Annotated in this window: 15 protein-coding genes, 1 other RNA gene and 1 pseudogene; 11 read left to right on the top strand and 6 right to left on the bottom strand. The window is 71.7% G+C overall.

The genetic code is table 11. From position 1 onward, the window contains the following. Window positions 1-115: 115 nt before the first annotated feature. Window positions 116-256, bottom strand: coding sequence for a hypothetical protein (locus tag RLT57_RS07045; protein WP_311296501.1), 141 nt, complete (start codon window positions 254-256; stop codon window positions 116-118). Between the two features lie 383 nt (window positions 257-639). Continuing rightward, window positions 640-1,038, bottom strand: coding sequence for a hypothetical protein (locus RLT57_RS07040; RefSeq protein ID WP_311296500.1), 399 nt, complete (start codon window positions 1,036-1,038; stop codon window positions 640-642). A gap of 198 nt (window positions 1,039-1,236) precedes the next feature. On the opposite strand from RLT57_RS07040, the gene RLT57_RS07035 reads away from it, so the two are divergent. The 4 genes from RLT57_RS07035 (at window position 1,237) to RLT57_RS07020 (ending at window position 4,580) form a co-directional block, all read left to right on the top strand. Then, complete coding sequence (locus RLT57_RS07035) at window positions 1,237-2,115, top strand: Nif3-like dinuclear metal center hexameric protein (protein WP_311300612.1); 879 nt, start codon at window positions 1,237-1,239, stop codon at window positions 2,113-2,115. Next, on the top strand, window positions 2,112-2,855 hold the full coding sequence (locus RLT57_RS07030) for a zinc ribbon domain-containing protein (RefSeq protein ID WP_311300611.1): 744 nt from the start codon (window positions 2,112-2,114) through the stop codon (window positions 2,853-2,855). The genes RLT57_RS07035 and RLT57_RS07030 overlap by 4 nt, the downstream gene beginning before the upstream one ends. Window positions 2,856-2,866: 11 nt before the next feature. Then, window positions 2,867-3,505: a histidine phosphatase family protein gene (locus tag RLT57_RS07025; protein ID WP_399128197.1), complete on the top strand. Its 639-nt coding sequence runs from the start codon at window positions 2,867-2,869 to the stop codon at window positions 3,503-3,505. A 685-nt stretch (window positions 3,506-4,190) separates the two neighbouring features. Then, entirely contained in the window at window positions 4,191-4,580 is a 390-nt protein-coding gene (locus RLT57_RS07020; RefSeq protein WP_311296499.1) for a hypothetical protein, read from the top strand. Here RLT57_RS07020 and eda read toward each other — a convergent pair. Beyond that, complete coding sequence (gene eda / locus RLT57_RS07015; protein WP_311296498.1) at window positions 4,577-5,194, bottom strand: bifunctional 4-hydroxy-2-oxoglutarate aldolase/2-dehydro-3-deoxy-phosphogluconate aldolase; 618 nt, start codon at window positions 5,192-5,194, stop codon at window positions 4,577-4,579. The genes RLT57_RS07020 and eda overlap by 4 nt on opposite strands. A gap of 267 nt (window positions 5,195-5,461) precedes the next feature. Continuing rightward, window positions 5,462-5,785, bottom strand: coding sequence for a hypothetical protein (locus RLT57_RS07010; protein ID WP_311296497.1), 324 nt, complete (start codon window positions 5,783-5,785; stop codon window positions 5,462-5,464). Here RLT57_RS07010 and RLT57_RS33270 point away from each other — a divergent pair. Next, a pseudogene (locus RLT57_RS33270) lies at window positions 5,669-6,463 on the top strand (substrate-binding domain-containing protein); the annotation flags it as partial. The gene RLT57_RS07010 and the pseudogene RLT57_RS33270 sit on opposite strands and share 117 nt — an antisense overlap. Window positions 6,464-6,859: 396 nt before the next feature. On the opposite strand, the gene yaaA reads toward RLT57_RS33270, so the two are convergent. Next, window positions 6,860-7,642, bottom strand: coding sequence for a peroxide stress protein YaaA (yaaA, locus tag RLT57_RS07000; protein WP_311296495.1), 783 nt, complete (start codon window positions 7,640-7,642; stop codon window positions 6,860-6,862). 148 nt (window positions 7,643-7,790) lie between these two features. Between yaaA and rnpB the strand changes: the two genes are divergently transcribed. Further along, window positions 7,791-8,195, top strand: an RNA gene (gene rnpB, locus RLT57_RS06995) — RNase P RNA component class A. Window positions 8,196-9,049: 854 nt separating this feature from the next. Beyond that, window positions 9,050-9,721, top strand: a complete 672-nt coding sequence (locus RLT57_RS06990) for a site-specific integrase (protein WP_311296494.1) — start codon at window positions 9,050-9,052, stop codon at window positions 9,719-9,721. Between the two features lie 40 nt (window positions 9,722-9,761). Here the strand turns inward: RLT57_RS06990 and RLT57_RS06985 are convergent. Continuing rightward, window positions 9,762-10,942, bottom strand: a protein-coding gene (locus tag RLT57_RS06985) for an IS3 family transposase (protein WP_311295281.1) whose coding sequence is annotated in 2 segments (ribosomal slippage) — window positions 9,762-10,678 and window positions 10,678-10,942 — 1,182 coding nt in all. Because the reading frame shifts where the segments join, the coding sequence is not laid out codon by codon here. Window positions 10,943-11,065: 123 nt separating this feature from the next. Between RLT57_RS06985 and RLT57_RS06980 the strand changes: the two genes are divergently transcribed. From RLT57_RS06980 to RLT57_RS06965, 4 genes are all read left to right on the top strand, one after another. Further along, entirely contained in the window at window positions 11,066-12,352 is a 1,287-nt protein-coding gene (locus tag RLT57_RS06980; protein ID WP_399129786.1) for an IS256 family transposase, read from the top strand. A gap of 296 nt (window positions 12,353-12,648) precedes the next feature. Beyond that, a complete protein-coding gene (locus RLT57_RS06975; protein WP_311300609.1) occupies window positions 12,649-13,572 on the top strand; it encodes a GNAT family N-acetyltransferase in 924 nt (307 codons plus the stop codon). 112 nt (window positions 13,573-13,684) lie between these two features. Then, the gene (locus RLT57_RS06970) at window positions 13,685-13,933 is read left to right on the top strand and encodes a tyrosine-type recombinase/integrase (protein WP_311296493.1); all 249 of its coding nucleotides are present in this window, start codon (window positions 13,685-13,687) and stop codon (window positions 13,931-13,933) included. Continuing rightward, the gene (locus RLT57_RS06965; protein WP_311296492.1) at window positions 13,933-14,310 is read left to right on the top strand and encodes a helix-turn-helix domain-containing protein; all 378 of its coding nucleotides are present in this window, start codon (window positions 13,933-13,935) and stop codon (window positions 14,308-14,310) included. Before RLT57_RS06970 ends, RLT57_RS06965 begins: the two co-directional genes overlap by 1 nt. Window positions 14,311-14,734: the final 424 nt, after the last annotated feature.

Genomic DNA, 14,734 nt, shown 5'->3' with positions numbered 1-14,734 from the left:
CCGTCCCCGTCCCCGTCCCCGTCCCCGTCCCGGTGGCGGTGGCGCAACGGCGGCGCCCGCCGGTTCCCCCCAGCCGGGGAGGGAGCGGCGGGCGCTGCGGCCGACGGCCGGTAGGTCAGTCCTCGGACGGGCGGCGGTGCTTGCCGTGCGGCTGGTGGGCCTTGTCGGCGCGCTCGGCCTCGTCGGCCGAGGCCGGTCCGCGGTGGCGGCCTGCGGTGCTCTGGGCCGCGTGATCGGGCATGGTTGATTCGGACATGTGCGGTCTCCCCGTGATCCCCTGTGACGGTGCGGCCGTTCCCGGTGAACGGCGGGCCGGCTTGCGCCGGAAACGCGCGAAGAGGGTGAACCCGTGTGGTGGGTACGCCAGTTGGCGTCGGTCACCTCGGGCGCCCAGGCTCGCGACTGCGGGCGAGTCTACTGACGGGGTGCCCGCGCCGAAGGTTGCCCCCGCCCGGCGTGTCCGCTGTTTTCCGGGCACGCCGGCGACCTCCGCCCGGACCGCGGGCGCCACCTGCGGGAGCACCCCGCCGACCGGTGGCCGGGGCACCCGGAACGACCTGGTGGCGGCGGGCAGTTGGAAACCCGGACGCGCCCCCGGCCGGACGCCCGGCGTGACACGCGTCCGCTCGGCCATGCCGCTCACCGGACCTGTGCGGCGGCCAACGGGGCCTGCTGCAAGGGGAGTACGGCGAGCGCCCGGCGCCCGGCGGGCCGACCGCCACCTTCCGCCCCCGGCCCCCGTACCGGTTCGGCGGCGGCGCCCGTTTCCCGTACCGGTTCGGCGGCGGCGCCCGTTTCCCGTACCGGTTCGGCGGCGGCGCCCGTTTCCCGTACCGGTTCCGCGGCACCCTCCGCTTCCCGTACCGGTTCGGCGGGGGCGCCCGCCTCCCGTACCGGTTCGGCGGCAGCCCCCGTCTCCCCACCGGTCTTCGCCGCGTCCGCGAGGCGCGCCGCGCAGGAGCCGTCCGCGGCCGTCGTACAGCCCGACCCGCGCGGCGCGGGGTCGGCCGGGGGATGATCCAAAGCACCAGCGGTCATATGAGATCTCCACCTCCTCCGCACGACCATAGTTTTCATACTTGCGGACGATCAGTGCGAGTGGGTGCGGTTCACCCGTAAGGATGGCAGTTCCACCGATTTCGCCGCAGGTCAGGGGCATCTGTGCTCCACGGGTCGCCGGCCCGACCCGGCCAGCCCGGCGGCCCCGGTCGGCCGGGTAACCTTCGCTACGTGCCTGTGTCCGCGCCACCGCCCACCCTCTTCGACGTCACCGCCGCCCTCGACGCCCTCTGGCCCCCCGCGCTCGCCGAGTCCTGGGACGCCGTCGGCCTGGTCTGCGGCGACCCCGCCGCCCCGGTGACGCGGGTGCTGTTCGCCGTCGACCCCGTGCGGGAGGTCGTGGACGAGGCGGTGCGGCTCGGCGCCGACCTGCTGGTCACCCACCACCCCCTCTACCTGCGCGGTACGACCACGGTCGCGCCCGTCGGCCCGGCCGGCTTCAAGGGCCGCGTCGTGCACGACCTGATCCGCAACGGCGTCGCGCTGCTCGTCGCGCACACCAACGCCGACCGCGCCGACCCCGGCGTCTCCGACGCGCTCGCCGCCGCCCTGGACCTGCGGGTGACCGGCCCCCTGGTACCCGACCCGGCCGATCCAGCCGGCCGCCGCGGCCTCGGTCGGATCTGCGAGCCGCTCGCCCCGCTCACCCTCGCCGCCTTCGTCGAGCAGGCCGCCCGCGGGCTGCCGCGTACCGCCGCCGGACTGCGGATCGCGGGCGACCCCGACACCCCGGTGCGTACCGTCGCGGTCTGCGGCGGCTCCGGCGACAGCCTGTTCGCCGAGGTGCGGGCGGCCGGCGTGGACGTCTTCGTCACCGCCGACCTCCGCCACCACCCCGCCTCCGAGGCCCGGCAGACCGGCGCCCCCGCGCTGGTCGACGCCGCCCACTGGGCCACCGAATGGCCCTGGTGCGAGCAGGCCGCCGGGCAGCTCGACGAGATCTCGGACCGGCACGGCTGGGCGCTGCGCACCTACGTCTCCGGCGCGGTCACCGACCCGTGGACCGCGCACGCACCGTCTTCCCCCGTCCCTTCCAGCTCAGGAGCCCCCCGCTGAACGCCGCGCCCGCCGACCAGATCCGCCTCCTCGAAGTCCAGGCCCTCGACTCGCGTATCGCGCAGCTGGACCACAAGCGCAGGAACCTGCCCGAGCACGCCGAGCTGGAACGCCTCAACGCCGACCTCACCCAGCTGCGCGACCTGCTGGTCGCGGCCACCACCGAGGAGAGCGACACCGCACGCGAGCAGACCAAGGCCGAGCAGGACGTCGACCTGGTACGGCAGCGCGCGGTCCGCGACCAGCAGCGGCTGGACTCCGGCGTGCTCACCTCCCCCAAGGACCTGGAGAACCTCCAGCGCGAGCTGGCCTCGCTCGCCAAGCGGCAGTCCGACCTGGAGGACGTGGTCCTGGAGATCATGGAGCGCCGGGAGAGCGCCCAGGAGCGCGGCGCGGAGTTCACCGGCCGGGTCGAATCCCTCGAAGCGAAGGTCGCCGAGGCCGAGCAGCGCAAGGCGGCGGCGCTGCGGAGCCTGGACGCGGAGGGCTTCACCATCGCCAAGGAGCGCGAGGAGCTCGCCGCGGGCGTGCCCGACGACCTGCTCAAGCTGTACGACAAGCTGCGCTCCCAGCAGGGCGGCATCGGCGCGGCCCGCCTCTACCAGAAGCGGTGCGAGGGCTGCCGGCTCGAACTCAACATCACCGAGCTGAACGACGTACGGGCGGCGCCCGCCGGCACCGTGGTGCGCTGCGAGAACTGCCGCCGCATCCTGGTGCGCACCGCGGACTCCGGGCTGTAGGGGCCGCCGCGGTGGCCGGTCCCTCGTTCGAGACGACGACATTCGTGCTGCTGCGGCACGGCGAGACGGTGCTCACCGGGCAGCGCCGCTTCTCCGGCAGCGGCGGCAGCGACCCCGCGCTGTCCGAGCGGGGCCGGTGGCAGGCCGCCCGAGCGGCCGATGCGCTGGCGGCCCGCGGCGACATCTCGGCCGTGGTCAGCTCCCCGCTGCGGCGCTGCCAGGAGACGGCCGCCGCGTCGGCCGAGCTGCTCGGGCTGGACGTCTCCCTTGACGCGGGGCTGCGCGAAACGGACTTCGGCATCTGGGACGGGCTCACCTCCGCGGAGGTACGGGCCCGCTTCCCCGACGAGATGGCCGGCTGGCTGGCCTCGCCGACCGCCGCCCCGCCGGGCGGCGAGAGCTTCGGGGCCGTCAGCGAGCGGGTCGCCCTTGCCCGGGACGGACTGCTGGCCGCCCACGCCGGCCGTACGGTGCTGCTGGTCAGCCACGTGACCCCGATCAAGACGCTGGTGCGGCTCGCGCTGGGCGCCCCGGACGAGGCCCTCTTCCGGATGCACCTGGACCCGGCGGCGCTGTCCGCCGTGGCCTACTTCGGCGACGGCCGCACGTCGCTGCGGTCGTACAACGACACGGGGCACCTGCGGGGCTGAAGGCTTCCTGCGGGGTGCGGGGTGCGGGCGGCGGTGCGGGTGCCGCGGGTTTCGCGGGCGGGGTGCGGGCGGCGGTGCGGTGCGGGTGCCCCGGGTTTCGCGGGCGGGGCACTGGACGGGCCGGGGGCCGCGGGGGAGGGGGCGGGCGAACGGGGCTGGTGGCGGGACGGGTCCGATCCGGTGGCCGTAGGGGTGTCCCGGGCGGGGGCCGCGGGTTTCGCCGGTCGGGCGGCCCGGCGGGCCTTTCCGGCCACCGGCTCCGGAGCCCGACGGGTGGCGCCTCGGCGGTGCGGGGCGCCGATTCGCCGTGCCGGGCCGGGAATTCCCGCGCGAGCGGGGCCGGAACCGGGCCGCAGTGCATATCCTCGCAGTCCACGGTCCTGAGCGCTGGGGAGCGCGGCGTGGCAGAGCGACTGCTGGCGGACTTACGGCCCGGCGGGCCGGTGCGGGTCTCTTCCTGGACGGGCGCTGTGCCGTTCCCGCGCCCGGCCGCCGGGACCGCCCCGGGCCGGTTCCAGTTCCCCGCCCGACCGTCGGCCGCGTCAGTGCCGACGCCCGCCCCGGAAAGTCCGCCACCGGGGCCCCCTCTTCCGCGGCGTACGCGCGCACGACCGCACGTACCCGCGCACCCGCGCCCCGAAGCCCCGTCCGACGCCGACCGATCCCCCCTGACAGGAGAGCCCTCATGACCGACGATCCCGTAGCCCTGGTCGCCCGCGCGGTGGCCCGCCGACTGGTCACCCCGCAGCGCCCCCACCTGGTGGAGGACGTCGACACCGCGCTCTACCAAAGGGAGGTGGCGGCCCGGCCCGAGCAGGACGTGGAGCGGGACGTGGACGCGGCGCAGTGGGGCGAGCTGCTGGTGAGCGTCGCCAACCTGGCGCTGGCCGCGTACGCCACGCTGCGGCGGCAGACCGCGGCGCCGCCGCCGGAGGCGCTCGTGCGGCACGTACGGCAGGAACTCGACCGGTCGGACGTGCCCGCGCCGGATCCGGCCGACCGGGACCGGATCATCGACGTGACCGTGGGGGAGACGCTGAACGCGGCCCGGATGGAACCGGAAAGGGGACGCTAACCGGCCAACGCGGCGGCGCCGCGCGCGAGTTCGGCGATCTCCTGCCAGGCGTGCTCGCGCAGGGCGCGCTGCGGGACCATCCAGGTGCCGCCCACGCAGGGCACGTTGGGCAGGGCGAGATACCGCGGCGCGCGGGCCGCGTCGATGCCGCCGGTCGGGCAGAACCGGGCCCGGGGGAGCGGGGAGGCCAGCGACCGCAGGTACGCGGTACCGCCTGCGGCCTCCGCGGGGAAGAACTTCATGTCGGTGACGCCGCGTTCGAGCAGCCCCAGTGCCTCGGAGGCGGTGCTGACCCCCGGCAGGAACGGCAGCCCGGAGCCGCGCATCGCGTCCAGCAGCCGGTCGGTCCACCCGGGACTGATCAGGAACCGTGCCCCGGCCGCCCCCGCGGCGGCCACCTGGTCCGGCCCGAGCACCGTACCGGCGCCGACCAGCGCGTCCGGCACGTGCTGCGCGATGGCCTCGATCGCCTCCAGCGCGGCCCCCGTACGCAGCGTGATCTCGATCACCGGCAGCCCGCCGGCCACCAGGGCGCGGGCCAGCGGTACGGCGTCGGCCGCGTCCTCCAGGACGATCACCGGGATGACGGGGGCGAGATCGAGCACGGAGGTCATGGCCTCATCCTCGCCGGGCGGACCCGACTCCTGCAACGGGCGTTGCGCGGGATGCAACGACGACGTGTTCCCGGGGCCCGGTGGCCGCCGAACACCCGCGCCGGTGGCGTCCGGGAAGCGCCCGGTCCCCGGAGAACGGCCCGGCGGCCCCCGGCCGTGTTCAGTACGCTGGCCTGGGCCCCCGGACCCCCGCCGGCACGGGCGGGAGCCGCGGCGGTCCTACTCCCTTGGGCGCTCCGGAGGACGGAATCGAGCGAACGGTGGCGCTTACCCGGCGCCCTGCTCACCGACATCGCGGTGTCGTCGGCGAGCGGCGCGGTCCTGGCCGCGGGCGGCAGCACGGCGGCGCTCGCGGCGGCGCACTGGAACACACCCGTCCCCGGCTGGCTGCTGGGCGCCGCCTTCGCCGCCGCTCTCCTGCTGGCGGCGGGCACCTTCCTCGCCGCACGCCGCCTCCCCCGCGGCGCGCGGGAAGTGTTCTTCGTCATCTCGTCGTTCGCGCAGACCCGGTTCCTCGCCGGGCTGCTCGACGCGACCGTGCGATCGTTCGAACGGCACGCCGTCGACCTCGTCGTCAAGCCACAGGCCCACGACTTCACCGGTCGCAGCCAGCCGCTCCAGCTGAACGCGTTGAAGAAAAGGCGGAGTTCGTACGCGGGAGGACAGATCGTCGCCTCACGGCCCGCCGCCGTACGCCAGGAACTGGCGGAGTTCCGCCGGACGATCCGGCTGCCGGTCGTCCTCGTCGACATCCGCCCCTTCACCGACCGCGCCGACTACCCCGCCGACGCGGTGTTCATCGGCTGCAGCCCCGAGGACATCGGCGAGCGGGCGGCGCGGTGGACGGCCGGGGACCTGCTCGCCGACGGCAAGGAGCGGCCGTCCGTCCTGGCGGTGGGCGCCGACGAACAGGTCGCCCGCCACGAGGCGTTCGTGGTCACGATGCGCGAGGCGGCGCCGCTGGCGCGGATCGAGCTCAGCACGCGGGGCGGCTTCAGCCGGGAAGGCGCCCGGGACGTCGTCGACCGCCACCTGCGCGGCCTGCGCCGCCGCGGCGGCGACCTGGATGCCGTCTTCTGCACCAACGACGAAATGGCGCTGGGCGCGGTCGACGCGGTACGGGAGCACGAGGCGTGCGGGAGCAGGTACCCGGCCCTGTTCATCGTGGGGGTCGACGGGACGCCCGACGCGCCCGCCACTATCAGGTCCGGCGCCGCGCCCTTCCGCGCCACCGTCGTGCAGGACCCGCGGCGGCTCGCGGAGACGGCTGTCGATCTGCTGCTGCGGATGAGGGCGGGGAGCGGGTGGCGGTGGAGACCGTCGTCGGTACGACGGTCTTTGCGTCCCCGTGAGCGGGCGGCCGGGGGCGGTGCGGGGGAGCCCGGGGCGGGTTCCGGGGCCCCGGACGGCCGGCGCGGGGGGACGGGGTCCGCGGGGTGCGGGGTGCGGGTCTGTGGGGGCGCGATCTGGCGGGCGCGGGCTTCGCGGGGCGCGGGTCCGCGGAGGTGCGGCGTCTGCGGGGCGTACGGTCCGCCGGGTGCCGGGTGCCGGGTGCCGGGTGCCGGGTGCCGGGTGCCGGGTGCCGGGTGCCGGGTGCCGGGTGCCGGGTGCCGGGTGCCGGGCGATGCGGGGTGCCGGTCTGTGGGCGCGCGGCGCCCCGGGGCGCTAGTGGAGGTCCCGGACCAGCACGTCCAGCCGGCCGGCCGTCCCCTCCTCCACCGTGAAGCCGAGGTCCCGCAGGGTGCCCGCCAGGGCCGCGGGGGTCCGGGGCCGGGCGCCGGAGGTGAGCAGGGCCCGGACCAGGCGGCCCTTCGTCGCCTTGTTGAAGTGGCTCACCACGCTGCGCCGTTCGACGCCGTCCACCACCGCCACCTGGAGCACGCGGACCGTCGCCGTACGCCCGGCCAGCTCGCCGCGCGGCTTCCACGCGGCCGCGTAGGCGGCGGAGCGCAGGTCCAGGACCAGGCCGTCACCCGCCGCCTCGGGCAGCACCTCGTCCATGAACGGCTTCCAGTAGGCCGCCAGCCCGCCCGCGCCCGGCAGCCGTACCGCCATCGAGCAGCGGTACGCCGGCACCCGGTCGGTCAGCCGGACCGCCCCCCACAGCCCGGAGAAGACCAGCAGCGACTGCCGGGCCCGGCGGCGGGCGGCGGCCTCCAGGGTGGACAGGCCGAGCGCGTCGTAGAGCACCCCGGTGTACAGCTCGCCCGCCGGCAGCGCGGGCGCCGTCCGCAGCCCCGCGTTCCTGGCGACCTCGCCGCGCAGCCCCGGGCTCAGCCCCAGCACCGCGGCCGCCTTGTCCGCGTCGGCCGCGCACAGCTCGACCAGCTCGTCCAGTACGGCCGCCCGCGCCGCCGTCAGCCCCGGCAGCGACAGCGTCTCGAGCGCCACCGGCCGACCGCGTACCGCGGTGGCCTTGCCCTCCGACGGCGGCAACAGGACGAGCACGGCATTCTCCTCGGGACTCCGGCTGACTCTCACCCCGCAGCCTACGGCCCGGCCCGCCGCGTCCCGTACCCTCCCGCACTGACGCGTACCGGCGAAGCCGCTGTTCGCGCCGTCTGCGGGCGACCCCTAAGATGGGCGGCACGGCAGACGAGCCGGGCGGACGGCCGCGTCGGATCCCTCACGGGACCCGCCGAGGAACGTCCGGGCTCCACAGGGCAGGGTGGTGGGTAACGCCCACCCGGGGTGACCCGCGGGACAGTGCCACAGAAAACAGACCGCCGGCGGCCTCGGCCGCCGGTAAGGGTGAAACGGTGGTGTAAGAGACCACCAGTGCCCAGGGCGACCTGGGCAGCTAGGTAAACCCCACCTGGAGCAAGGTCAAGAGGGCGCCGTAGCGATACGGCGCCCGCGCGGACGTCCGAGGGCTGCCCGCCCGAGTCCGCGGGTAGACCGCACGAGGCTGCCGGCAACGGCAGTCCTAGATGGATGGCCGTCGCCCCGACGACCGCGAGGCCCCGGGGCACAGAACCCGGCGTACAGCCCGACTCGTCTGCCACCACCGGGGCCTCCGCCCCCCCAGCGGCACCGCAAAGGCCCTCCGACCTGCGCGTCGGGGACCTTTCTCGGCTGTCAGCCGCTTGCCGCTTCGGGCGGTGGAAAGTCCCTCGGAACCCCCTCGGGCAGCGCTGAAAGTCCCTGAAAAGTCCCTGGCCCGGAGACGCGGGCGACGCCTGGGGCCAGGGGACGGGCACTGGCACGCCGGCATTCGTACGGGACCGGGCTCCCGCGAGACAGAACGTTGCCGAAGGGCTGGACGTTTCCGGGCGTGGCAAGCATCCCAGGTGAACGAGGACATCGCGACGTGGGGATGCCGCCGGCGTGGAAAGTGGGGTTGGGACGGGGAAACCGGTCGCTGTCCTGCGAAGCCGGGGCGAGGGGGCGAAAAGGGCGACCAGGGCGGCGCGGTCGGTGAGGCCATGTACGAGGGCCGTGCGGCCCGCCCGTGCAGAGATCGGTCGGCCGAACACCGACGGATGTGCGACATCCCGTGAGTTCTTCTGAGCCTCGCTGAGTCTCTGACCCTGTGGCCAGGGGGTTCTTCCTCCTTCGAGTGCTCTGTGGTCGCGTGACGTAACTTCGGGATTCTTGAAGCGTTCTCACCGTGTCCGACCGATCCGCAGTCGGGCTGAAGGTGAGGGGGCTCGGGTTGGCGGCGCTGGCAGTTGTACGGGACCTGTGCGAGTACTGGGCGCCCGCGTCGGCACAGGAACTGGAGCAGTTCGAGACCGACGCACTGTCTGGGTTCGTCCTCGCACGCGCCTCGGCAGGACTGGCGGACGGCACGATCCGCGGGGATGTCGGGCACCTGGACCGATCAGGACCTGGTTCGGCCGACCGCTGTGGGATATGGAGCCGGCCGACGCCGACGCGTACTTCGGGAAGGTGTTGCGCGGCTCGCCGAGCGGCACCCGGCTGGCCCGGTCCCAGGCGCTGAGCACGTACTTCATGTTTCTGGAGCTGCGGCACAAGGTCGAACTGCACCGGATGACCGGCCGGGTCATCGAGTGCCCGATCGACGAGATGAACAAGCCGCGCGGCGCGAAGGACGCCCAGCTGCGGATTCCACCGAGCGAGCCGGAGGTCGGGGCGCTCTTCACCGGCTGGGGCGGCGAGCTGGCTACCTGCCGCAAGTTCGCTCCTACCGCCAGGAACTACACCGCCTCGAAGCTGCTGTCCCAGGTCGGCCTGCGAGTGAGCGAGGCGTGCGGGCTCGACCTGGATGACATCAAGTGGGACCTGGGCCGCTTCGGCAAGCCCCACGTCCGCCACGGCAAGGGCGCCCGCGGCTCGGGCCCGCGCGAGCGGATGGTGCCGCTGATCAACGGCGCCGGCCGGACCCTTCGGTGGTTCATCGAGGACGTCTGGGGCCGGTTCGACGACGACCACACCCGCCCTGGCGCCCCGCTGTTCCCCTCCGAGCGCAAGAACGCCGACGGGTCCTCGCGCCGGGTGGGCGACGACGCCCTGCGCAATGGGCTCAAGGACGCGGCCAAAGCGCACCTGCCGGGTGGGGAGTGAGGGGCCTCGCATTTTCCGGACAGTGATCTGACAGTTTATTTCACGCGGCTATACGAAACTCCATGTATTCGGCGTGAACTTCTCGCGGTGGGCGGTATCCGACAGCCGAGTGGAGGCGTTTGTGATTGTACCAGAGTTCGATGTATCGGGTGATGTCCTGTCGGGCGTCCTCTCGGGTCGGGTACGTCACGCGGGAAACCCGCTCGTTCTTCAGAGCGCCGAAGAATGATTCCGCCATCGCGTTATCCCAGCAGACGCCGGTACGTCCGGATGACCGGCGGAGTCCGAACCGTTTCAGCGTCGCCGCGAACTCGGCGGACATGTAGTTCGATCCGCGATCGGAGTGGAATATTGCACCGTCGGCGAGTTTCCTGTTCCGCGCCGCGTTGCGGATGGCCTGGGATATGAGAGGAGTTTGGTAGTGGTCGTCCATCGCGTAGCCGATGACTTCCTTCGTGCAGCAGTCGATGACGGTCGCGAGATAAAGCCATCCTTCTCCGGTTTTTACGTAGGTTATGTCGCCGACGAGTTTTTCGCCGGGCGCGTCGGCGGTGAAGTTCCGGCTGACAAGGTCCGGCACGTCGCTGGCTGCGGCCTGGGTGAGCGACCACCGCTTCGGCTCGGGCTGGCAGGGCACCAGACCCAGCTCACGCATCAGCAGGCGGACCAGCTCCAGGCCGGCGGGGCGGCCCCAGCGGACGAGCTGGGCGTGGACGCGCCGGTATCCGTAGGTGCTGTCCGACATGTCGAATGCCTTCTTGATGAGCAGTTTCAATTCCTCGCGCCGCTGGGCTGTGGCAGAATCCGGGCGGTTCCGCCATTCGTAGTAGCCGGACTTGGACACGTCGAGCCGTTCACACATGAACTCGACGGGATGCGCGTACTCCGTGGTGTCGAGCCGCATCGTTTCGATGAACTCGTACCTGCTCGCTACCGGGGATCCTTCGCGAAGTACGCCGCGCATTTTTTCAGGAAGACGTTCTCCATCTCCAGTTCACGGATACGCCGGTCCTGTTCCTTCAGGCGTGCCCGCTCATCTAGCGTCAACGGCGAACCTGCCGCTGGCTCGTTCTGCTTCTGGTACTTCTTCACCCAGCCCCGGAGCGTCTCCGGGTTCAATTCGAGCTCGCGGGCCGTCTCAGAGATGGTCCTACTGGACTGGAGTGCGACCCGGACAGCTTCCTCACGGAACTCCGGGGTGTACTTACTGGGTGGCGCCACTTCGTGCTTCCTCGTTTCCTTGACAGGACAACCCTATTGGGTCCCTGTCCGGAAGCTTCGGGGCACCTCAGAGTGTCTCATAAACGGCGGATCTGTTGATCATGGAGACGCCAAGTGAGTGAGATGACGATCGAGCCGGAGTCCGTGGCTGAGCCGGTCGGTGTGGTCACGTCGGGCGAGCGGTTGATCGCGATGCTGGTCGAGCGGGCCCGGAGTGAGGGCGTGCAGCTGACTGGTGCGGGTGGGCTGTTGCAGCAGCTGGCCAAGCGGGTGCTGGAGGGTGTGCTGGAGGCTGTGCTGGAGGGTGAGATCACCGGTCACCTCGGCTACGGCAAGCACGATCCGGCGGGGAAGAACAGCGGCAGCAGCCGCAACGGCACTCGGGCGAAGACCGTGCTGACGGATGTCGGGCCGGTCGAGGGCAAGGTGCCGAGGGACGTGGAGGGCAGCTTCGAGCCGCAGACCGTCAGGAAGCGGCGGCGGCGGCTGACGGGTGTGGATGAGATGGTGCTGTCGCTGTCCGCGAAGGGCCCCACCCACGGGGAGATCTCCGCGCACCTGGCCGGGGTCTACGGCGCCGGGGTCTCGAAACAGACCATCTCCACCATCACCGGCCAGGTGATGGACGGCATGGCCGAACGGCAGAACCGGCCGCTGGACCGCGTCTGCCCGGTCCTGTTCGTGGACGCCGTCAACGTGAAAATCCGGGACGGGAAGGTCGCGAACCGGCCCGTCTCCGTGGTCATGGCCGTCACCGCCGAGGGCACCCGGGACATCCTGGGCATCTGGGCCGGCGACGGCGGCGGGGGTGCGCAGTACTGGCTGCAGGTGTTCACCGGGCTGAGGAACCGCGGCCTGGACGACGTGCTGATGCCGGTCTGCGACGGGCTCAAGGGCCTGCCCGACGCGGTCGGGACGGTCTGGCCCCGCACCATTGTGCAAAAGTGCATCGTCCACCTCCTGCGCAACAGCTTCCGATACGCCTCGCGCGCGGACTGGGACAAGACCGCCAAGGCGCTCAAGCCCGTCTATACCGCGCCGAACCAGAGCGCGGCGGGCGAACGCTTCGGTGAGTTCCAGGACGCCTGGGGGAAGAAGTACCCGGCGATCGTCCAACTGTGGGAGAGCGCCTGGGCCGAGTCCGTGCCGTTTCTCTCCTTCGACGTCGAGATCCGCACCGTCATCTGCCCGACGAACGCCATCGAATCCGTCAACGCGCGGATACGCAAGCCCGTCCGCGCCCGGGGCCACTTCCCCACCGAGGCCGCCGCCCTGAAGTGTGTGTACATGGCGCTGATGAGTCTCGACCCGACCGGCAAGGGCCGCAAGAGGTGGACCATGCGCTGGATAGCGCCCTTGAACGCCTTCCAGATCGCCTTCGAGGGCCGGCTCACCCCGGCCAACAACTGAACCTCAAACCCCAAGATCAGCCGTTAAATTGACACACCCCCCGGCTCGCTGTTCGGCACCGTCGAAAGCAGGGTGATCGAAAAGGGTTTGCGGACGAGGGCTGCGGTTGGATAGACGTTATCGCTGGACCTCCACCACGAGGGTTGAGGGGTCACGACAGCGAGAGGAGAGATAAGCCCATGATCCCCATGATCACCGCGCTTGTGTCCTCCCGGGGTGCAGACTGCGTCTGACCCCGGAGCGGACGGGCGCCTTCACCGGAGCGTGCCTTGACCGTGAAAACGAACGACCTGACCATGCGTCCGATCACCGGACACGAAGAACTCGACCTGTTCTCCCAACTGCCCTACGTCCTCAACGGGGAGCTGGCGGACGACCTTGCCGGCGGCCGTCGGCGTCCCGAGTGGATGTGGGTCGCCCTGCGGGGCGACCGCCTGCTCGCCAGGGCAGCCTGGTGGAGCCGATCAGTCGGCGACGCACCACTCATCCTGGATATCCTCGACATCGAAGACAGCGCCTCAGGCTCCGATCACCTGGACATCGGGGCGCAACTTCTGCGCACCGCGATGACCGCTACCCTCCCGAACGGGTCGCGCCCACCTGAGTACAACCGTTTCGTCCCCCCGGACTGGCGTGAGAACGCTGCAACCAGACAAGCCGTCGAAGACCGTATGACGGTACTTGAACGGACCGGCGCCCGACTCTTCGTCGAACGACTGCGCCTGGAATGGCGTCCGGAATCGCCAGCCCCCGAGCCCAGCGGGCGCCTTGCCTTCCGGCCGGTCCACGACGACGAGGAACTTGTGGCTCTGATGACCTCAGTTCTGGACGGGACGCTGGACGCACACGGTCGTGACGACATGACGCGGATGTCAGTACGCGAAGCGGCCGTCCGGCACTACGAGGACGAGCTGGCGCGTTACACCAGCCCGCGGGACTGGTGGCGCATCGCAACACTGCCTCACGGACAGCCAGTGGGGTTCGTCATCCCAGCCCGCAACGACTACAACGCGATCATCGCCTACATCGCGGTCCTGCCCTCGCACCGCGGCAACGGCTACATCGACGACATCCTCGCCGAGGGCACCCGAGTCCTCGCCGAGCAGAACGTCCCCCGCATCCGCGCGTCCACAGACCTCGGCAACCTCCCGATGGCGAACGCCTTCCGGCGCGCTGGATACATCAATTTCGAGCGTGCGATCAACATGACCTGGAGCTGACCGGGCACTGGGCGGGGGCTCCGCAGACGGCGCCCCCGCCCCTCAATCGAGTGATCCACGCCACATCAACAAGGGCCGGGATGCAACACGCGTCGTTCCCATCATCGCGAAAGTGGTCCTGGCAGCGGACCTGCTCAATGACGACACGAGCTCACCGCACACAGCCTCTGCGGACAAAGGGCACTTCTGCGCGTCGCAACTCTACGGGAATGGGCTGGACTTGCTCGTAATCCAGGAGGTTTTGGGACACTCGTGGATCGCCACCACGATGCGATACATCCACGTCCAGCAGACCCGGGTCGAGGACGCCTGGGTCGCCGGGATGGAACGGGCCGCGAAGCGGCTGGAAGGACTGGCCTGATGAGGTGGAACCTGCGGCTGACGGCCGCCAACAAAGGAGTCTGGAAGGCTTCCGAGCTCCAGCGGAACCTGGGCGAGCACGGGTTGGTGATCTCGGCGGGGAAGATGTCCGGCCTGTGGTCCGGGCAGCCCGTTTCGCTCAAGCTGGAGGATCTGGACGTCATCTGCGTCGTCCTCGGCTGCGAGATCGGCGACCTGCTGATCCCCGAGCCGGAGAAGGTCAGCCGCCCAGGGCGGACGGAGACGGAACGAGTGGCGGTCAGCGCGGGGACTGCCACACCGGCGGTGATCCCCAAGCGCCGGGACGGCCGATCCCTTGCCAGGCCCGACTCAACGCCAAGACCGCCACCGGTATGCCGACCGTCAACGGAGAAGTGATGACCCCGTGGCTTCAGGCCGTGCGCCATCAGCAGCTCTTCTTCGTGGGACTGCACTACCGCAGAGGATCAGCTCTCACCGCCCTGCATCACGTCAAGGCGCGAGAAGCATCCCGCAGGCCACCACCCATGTCGCACTCACAGCCGAGAACCGGTTGGAGGCAACTACCGCTGTTCGAGCAGGTTCCGCGTGACTTCGGACGGCTCGACCCGGCCGCCGCCGACCCGGCCAGCCCATGGCTGGCCTGGGCGAAGCACCTCGCCCACCAACTCGCCGAAGCCCGGGGCTGGGGACGCGGCATCCGCTTCGCTGTCAACCGCGGCCTGGCCGTCGTGCTCACCGGATACGTCGAGGCGACGTCATCCGCCACAGTGAGATATTCACCCAGCTCCGTGCCCTCGACCTGCGGGTTGGTCACGTCATC

Source organism: Streptomyces sp. ITFR-21 (assembly GCF_031844685.1).
Taxonomy (GTDB): domain Bacteria; phylum Actinomycetota; class Actinomycetes; order Streptomycetales; family Streptomycetaceae; genus Actinacidiphila.
The sequence above is the reverse complement of the archived record's forward strand: the minus strand, read 5'-3'. Positions and strand labels throughout refer to the sequence as shown.

Bases quoted from the DNA above. Each gene is read 5' to 3' on its own strand.
- RLT57_RS07045 (WP_311296501.1), bottom strand. From the start codon at position 256: ATGTCCGAATCAACCATGCCCGATCACGCGGCCCAGAGCACCGCAGGC.
- RLT57_RS07040 (WP_311296500.1), bottom strand. From the start codon at position 1,038: ATGACCGCTGGTGCTTTGGATCATCCCCCGGCCGACCCCGCGCCGCGC.
- RLT57_RS07020 (WP_311296499.1), top strand. From the start codon at position 4,191: ATGACCGACGATCCCGTAGCCCTGGTCGCCCGCGCGGTGGCCCGCCGA.
- eda (WP_311296498.1), bottom strand. From the start codon at position 5,194: ATGACCTCCGTGCTCGATCTCGCCCCCGTCATCCCGGTGATCGTCCTG.
- RLT57_RS06990 (WP_311296494.1), top strand. From the start codon at position 9,050: ATGGAGCCGGCCGACGCCGACGCGTACTTCGGGAAGGTGTTGCGCGGC.
- RLT57_RS06980 (WP_399129786.1), top strand. From the start codon at position 11,066: ATGACGATCGAGCCGGAGTCCGTGGCTGAGCCGGTCGGTGTGGTCACG.
- RLT57_RS06975 (WP_311300609.1), top strand. From the start codon at position 12,649: ATGCGTCCGATCACCGGACACGAAGAACTCGACCTGTTCTCCCAACTG.
- RLT57_RS06965 (WP_311296492.1), top strand. From the start codon at position 13,933: ATGAGGTGGAACCTGCGGCTGACGGCCGCCAACAAAGGAGTCTGGAAG.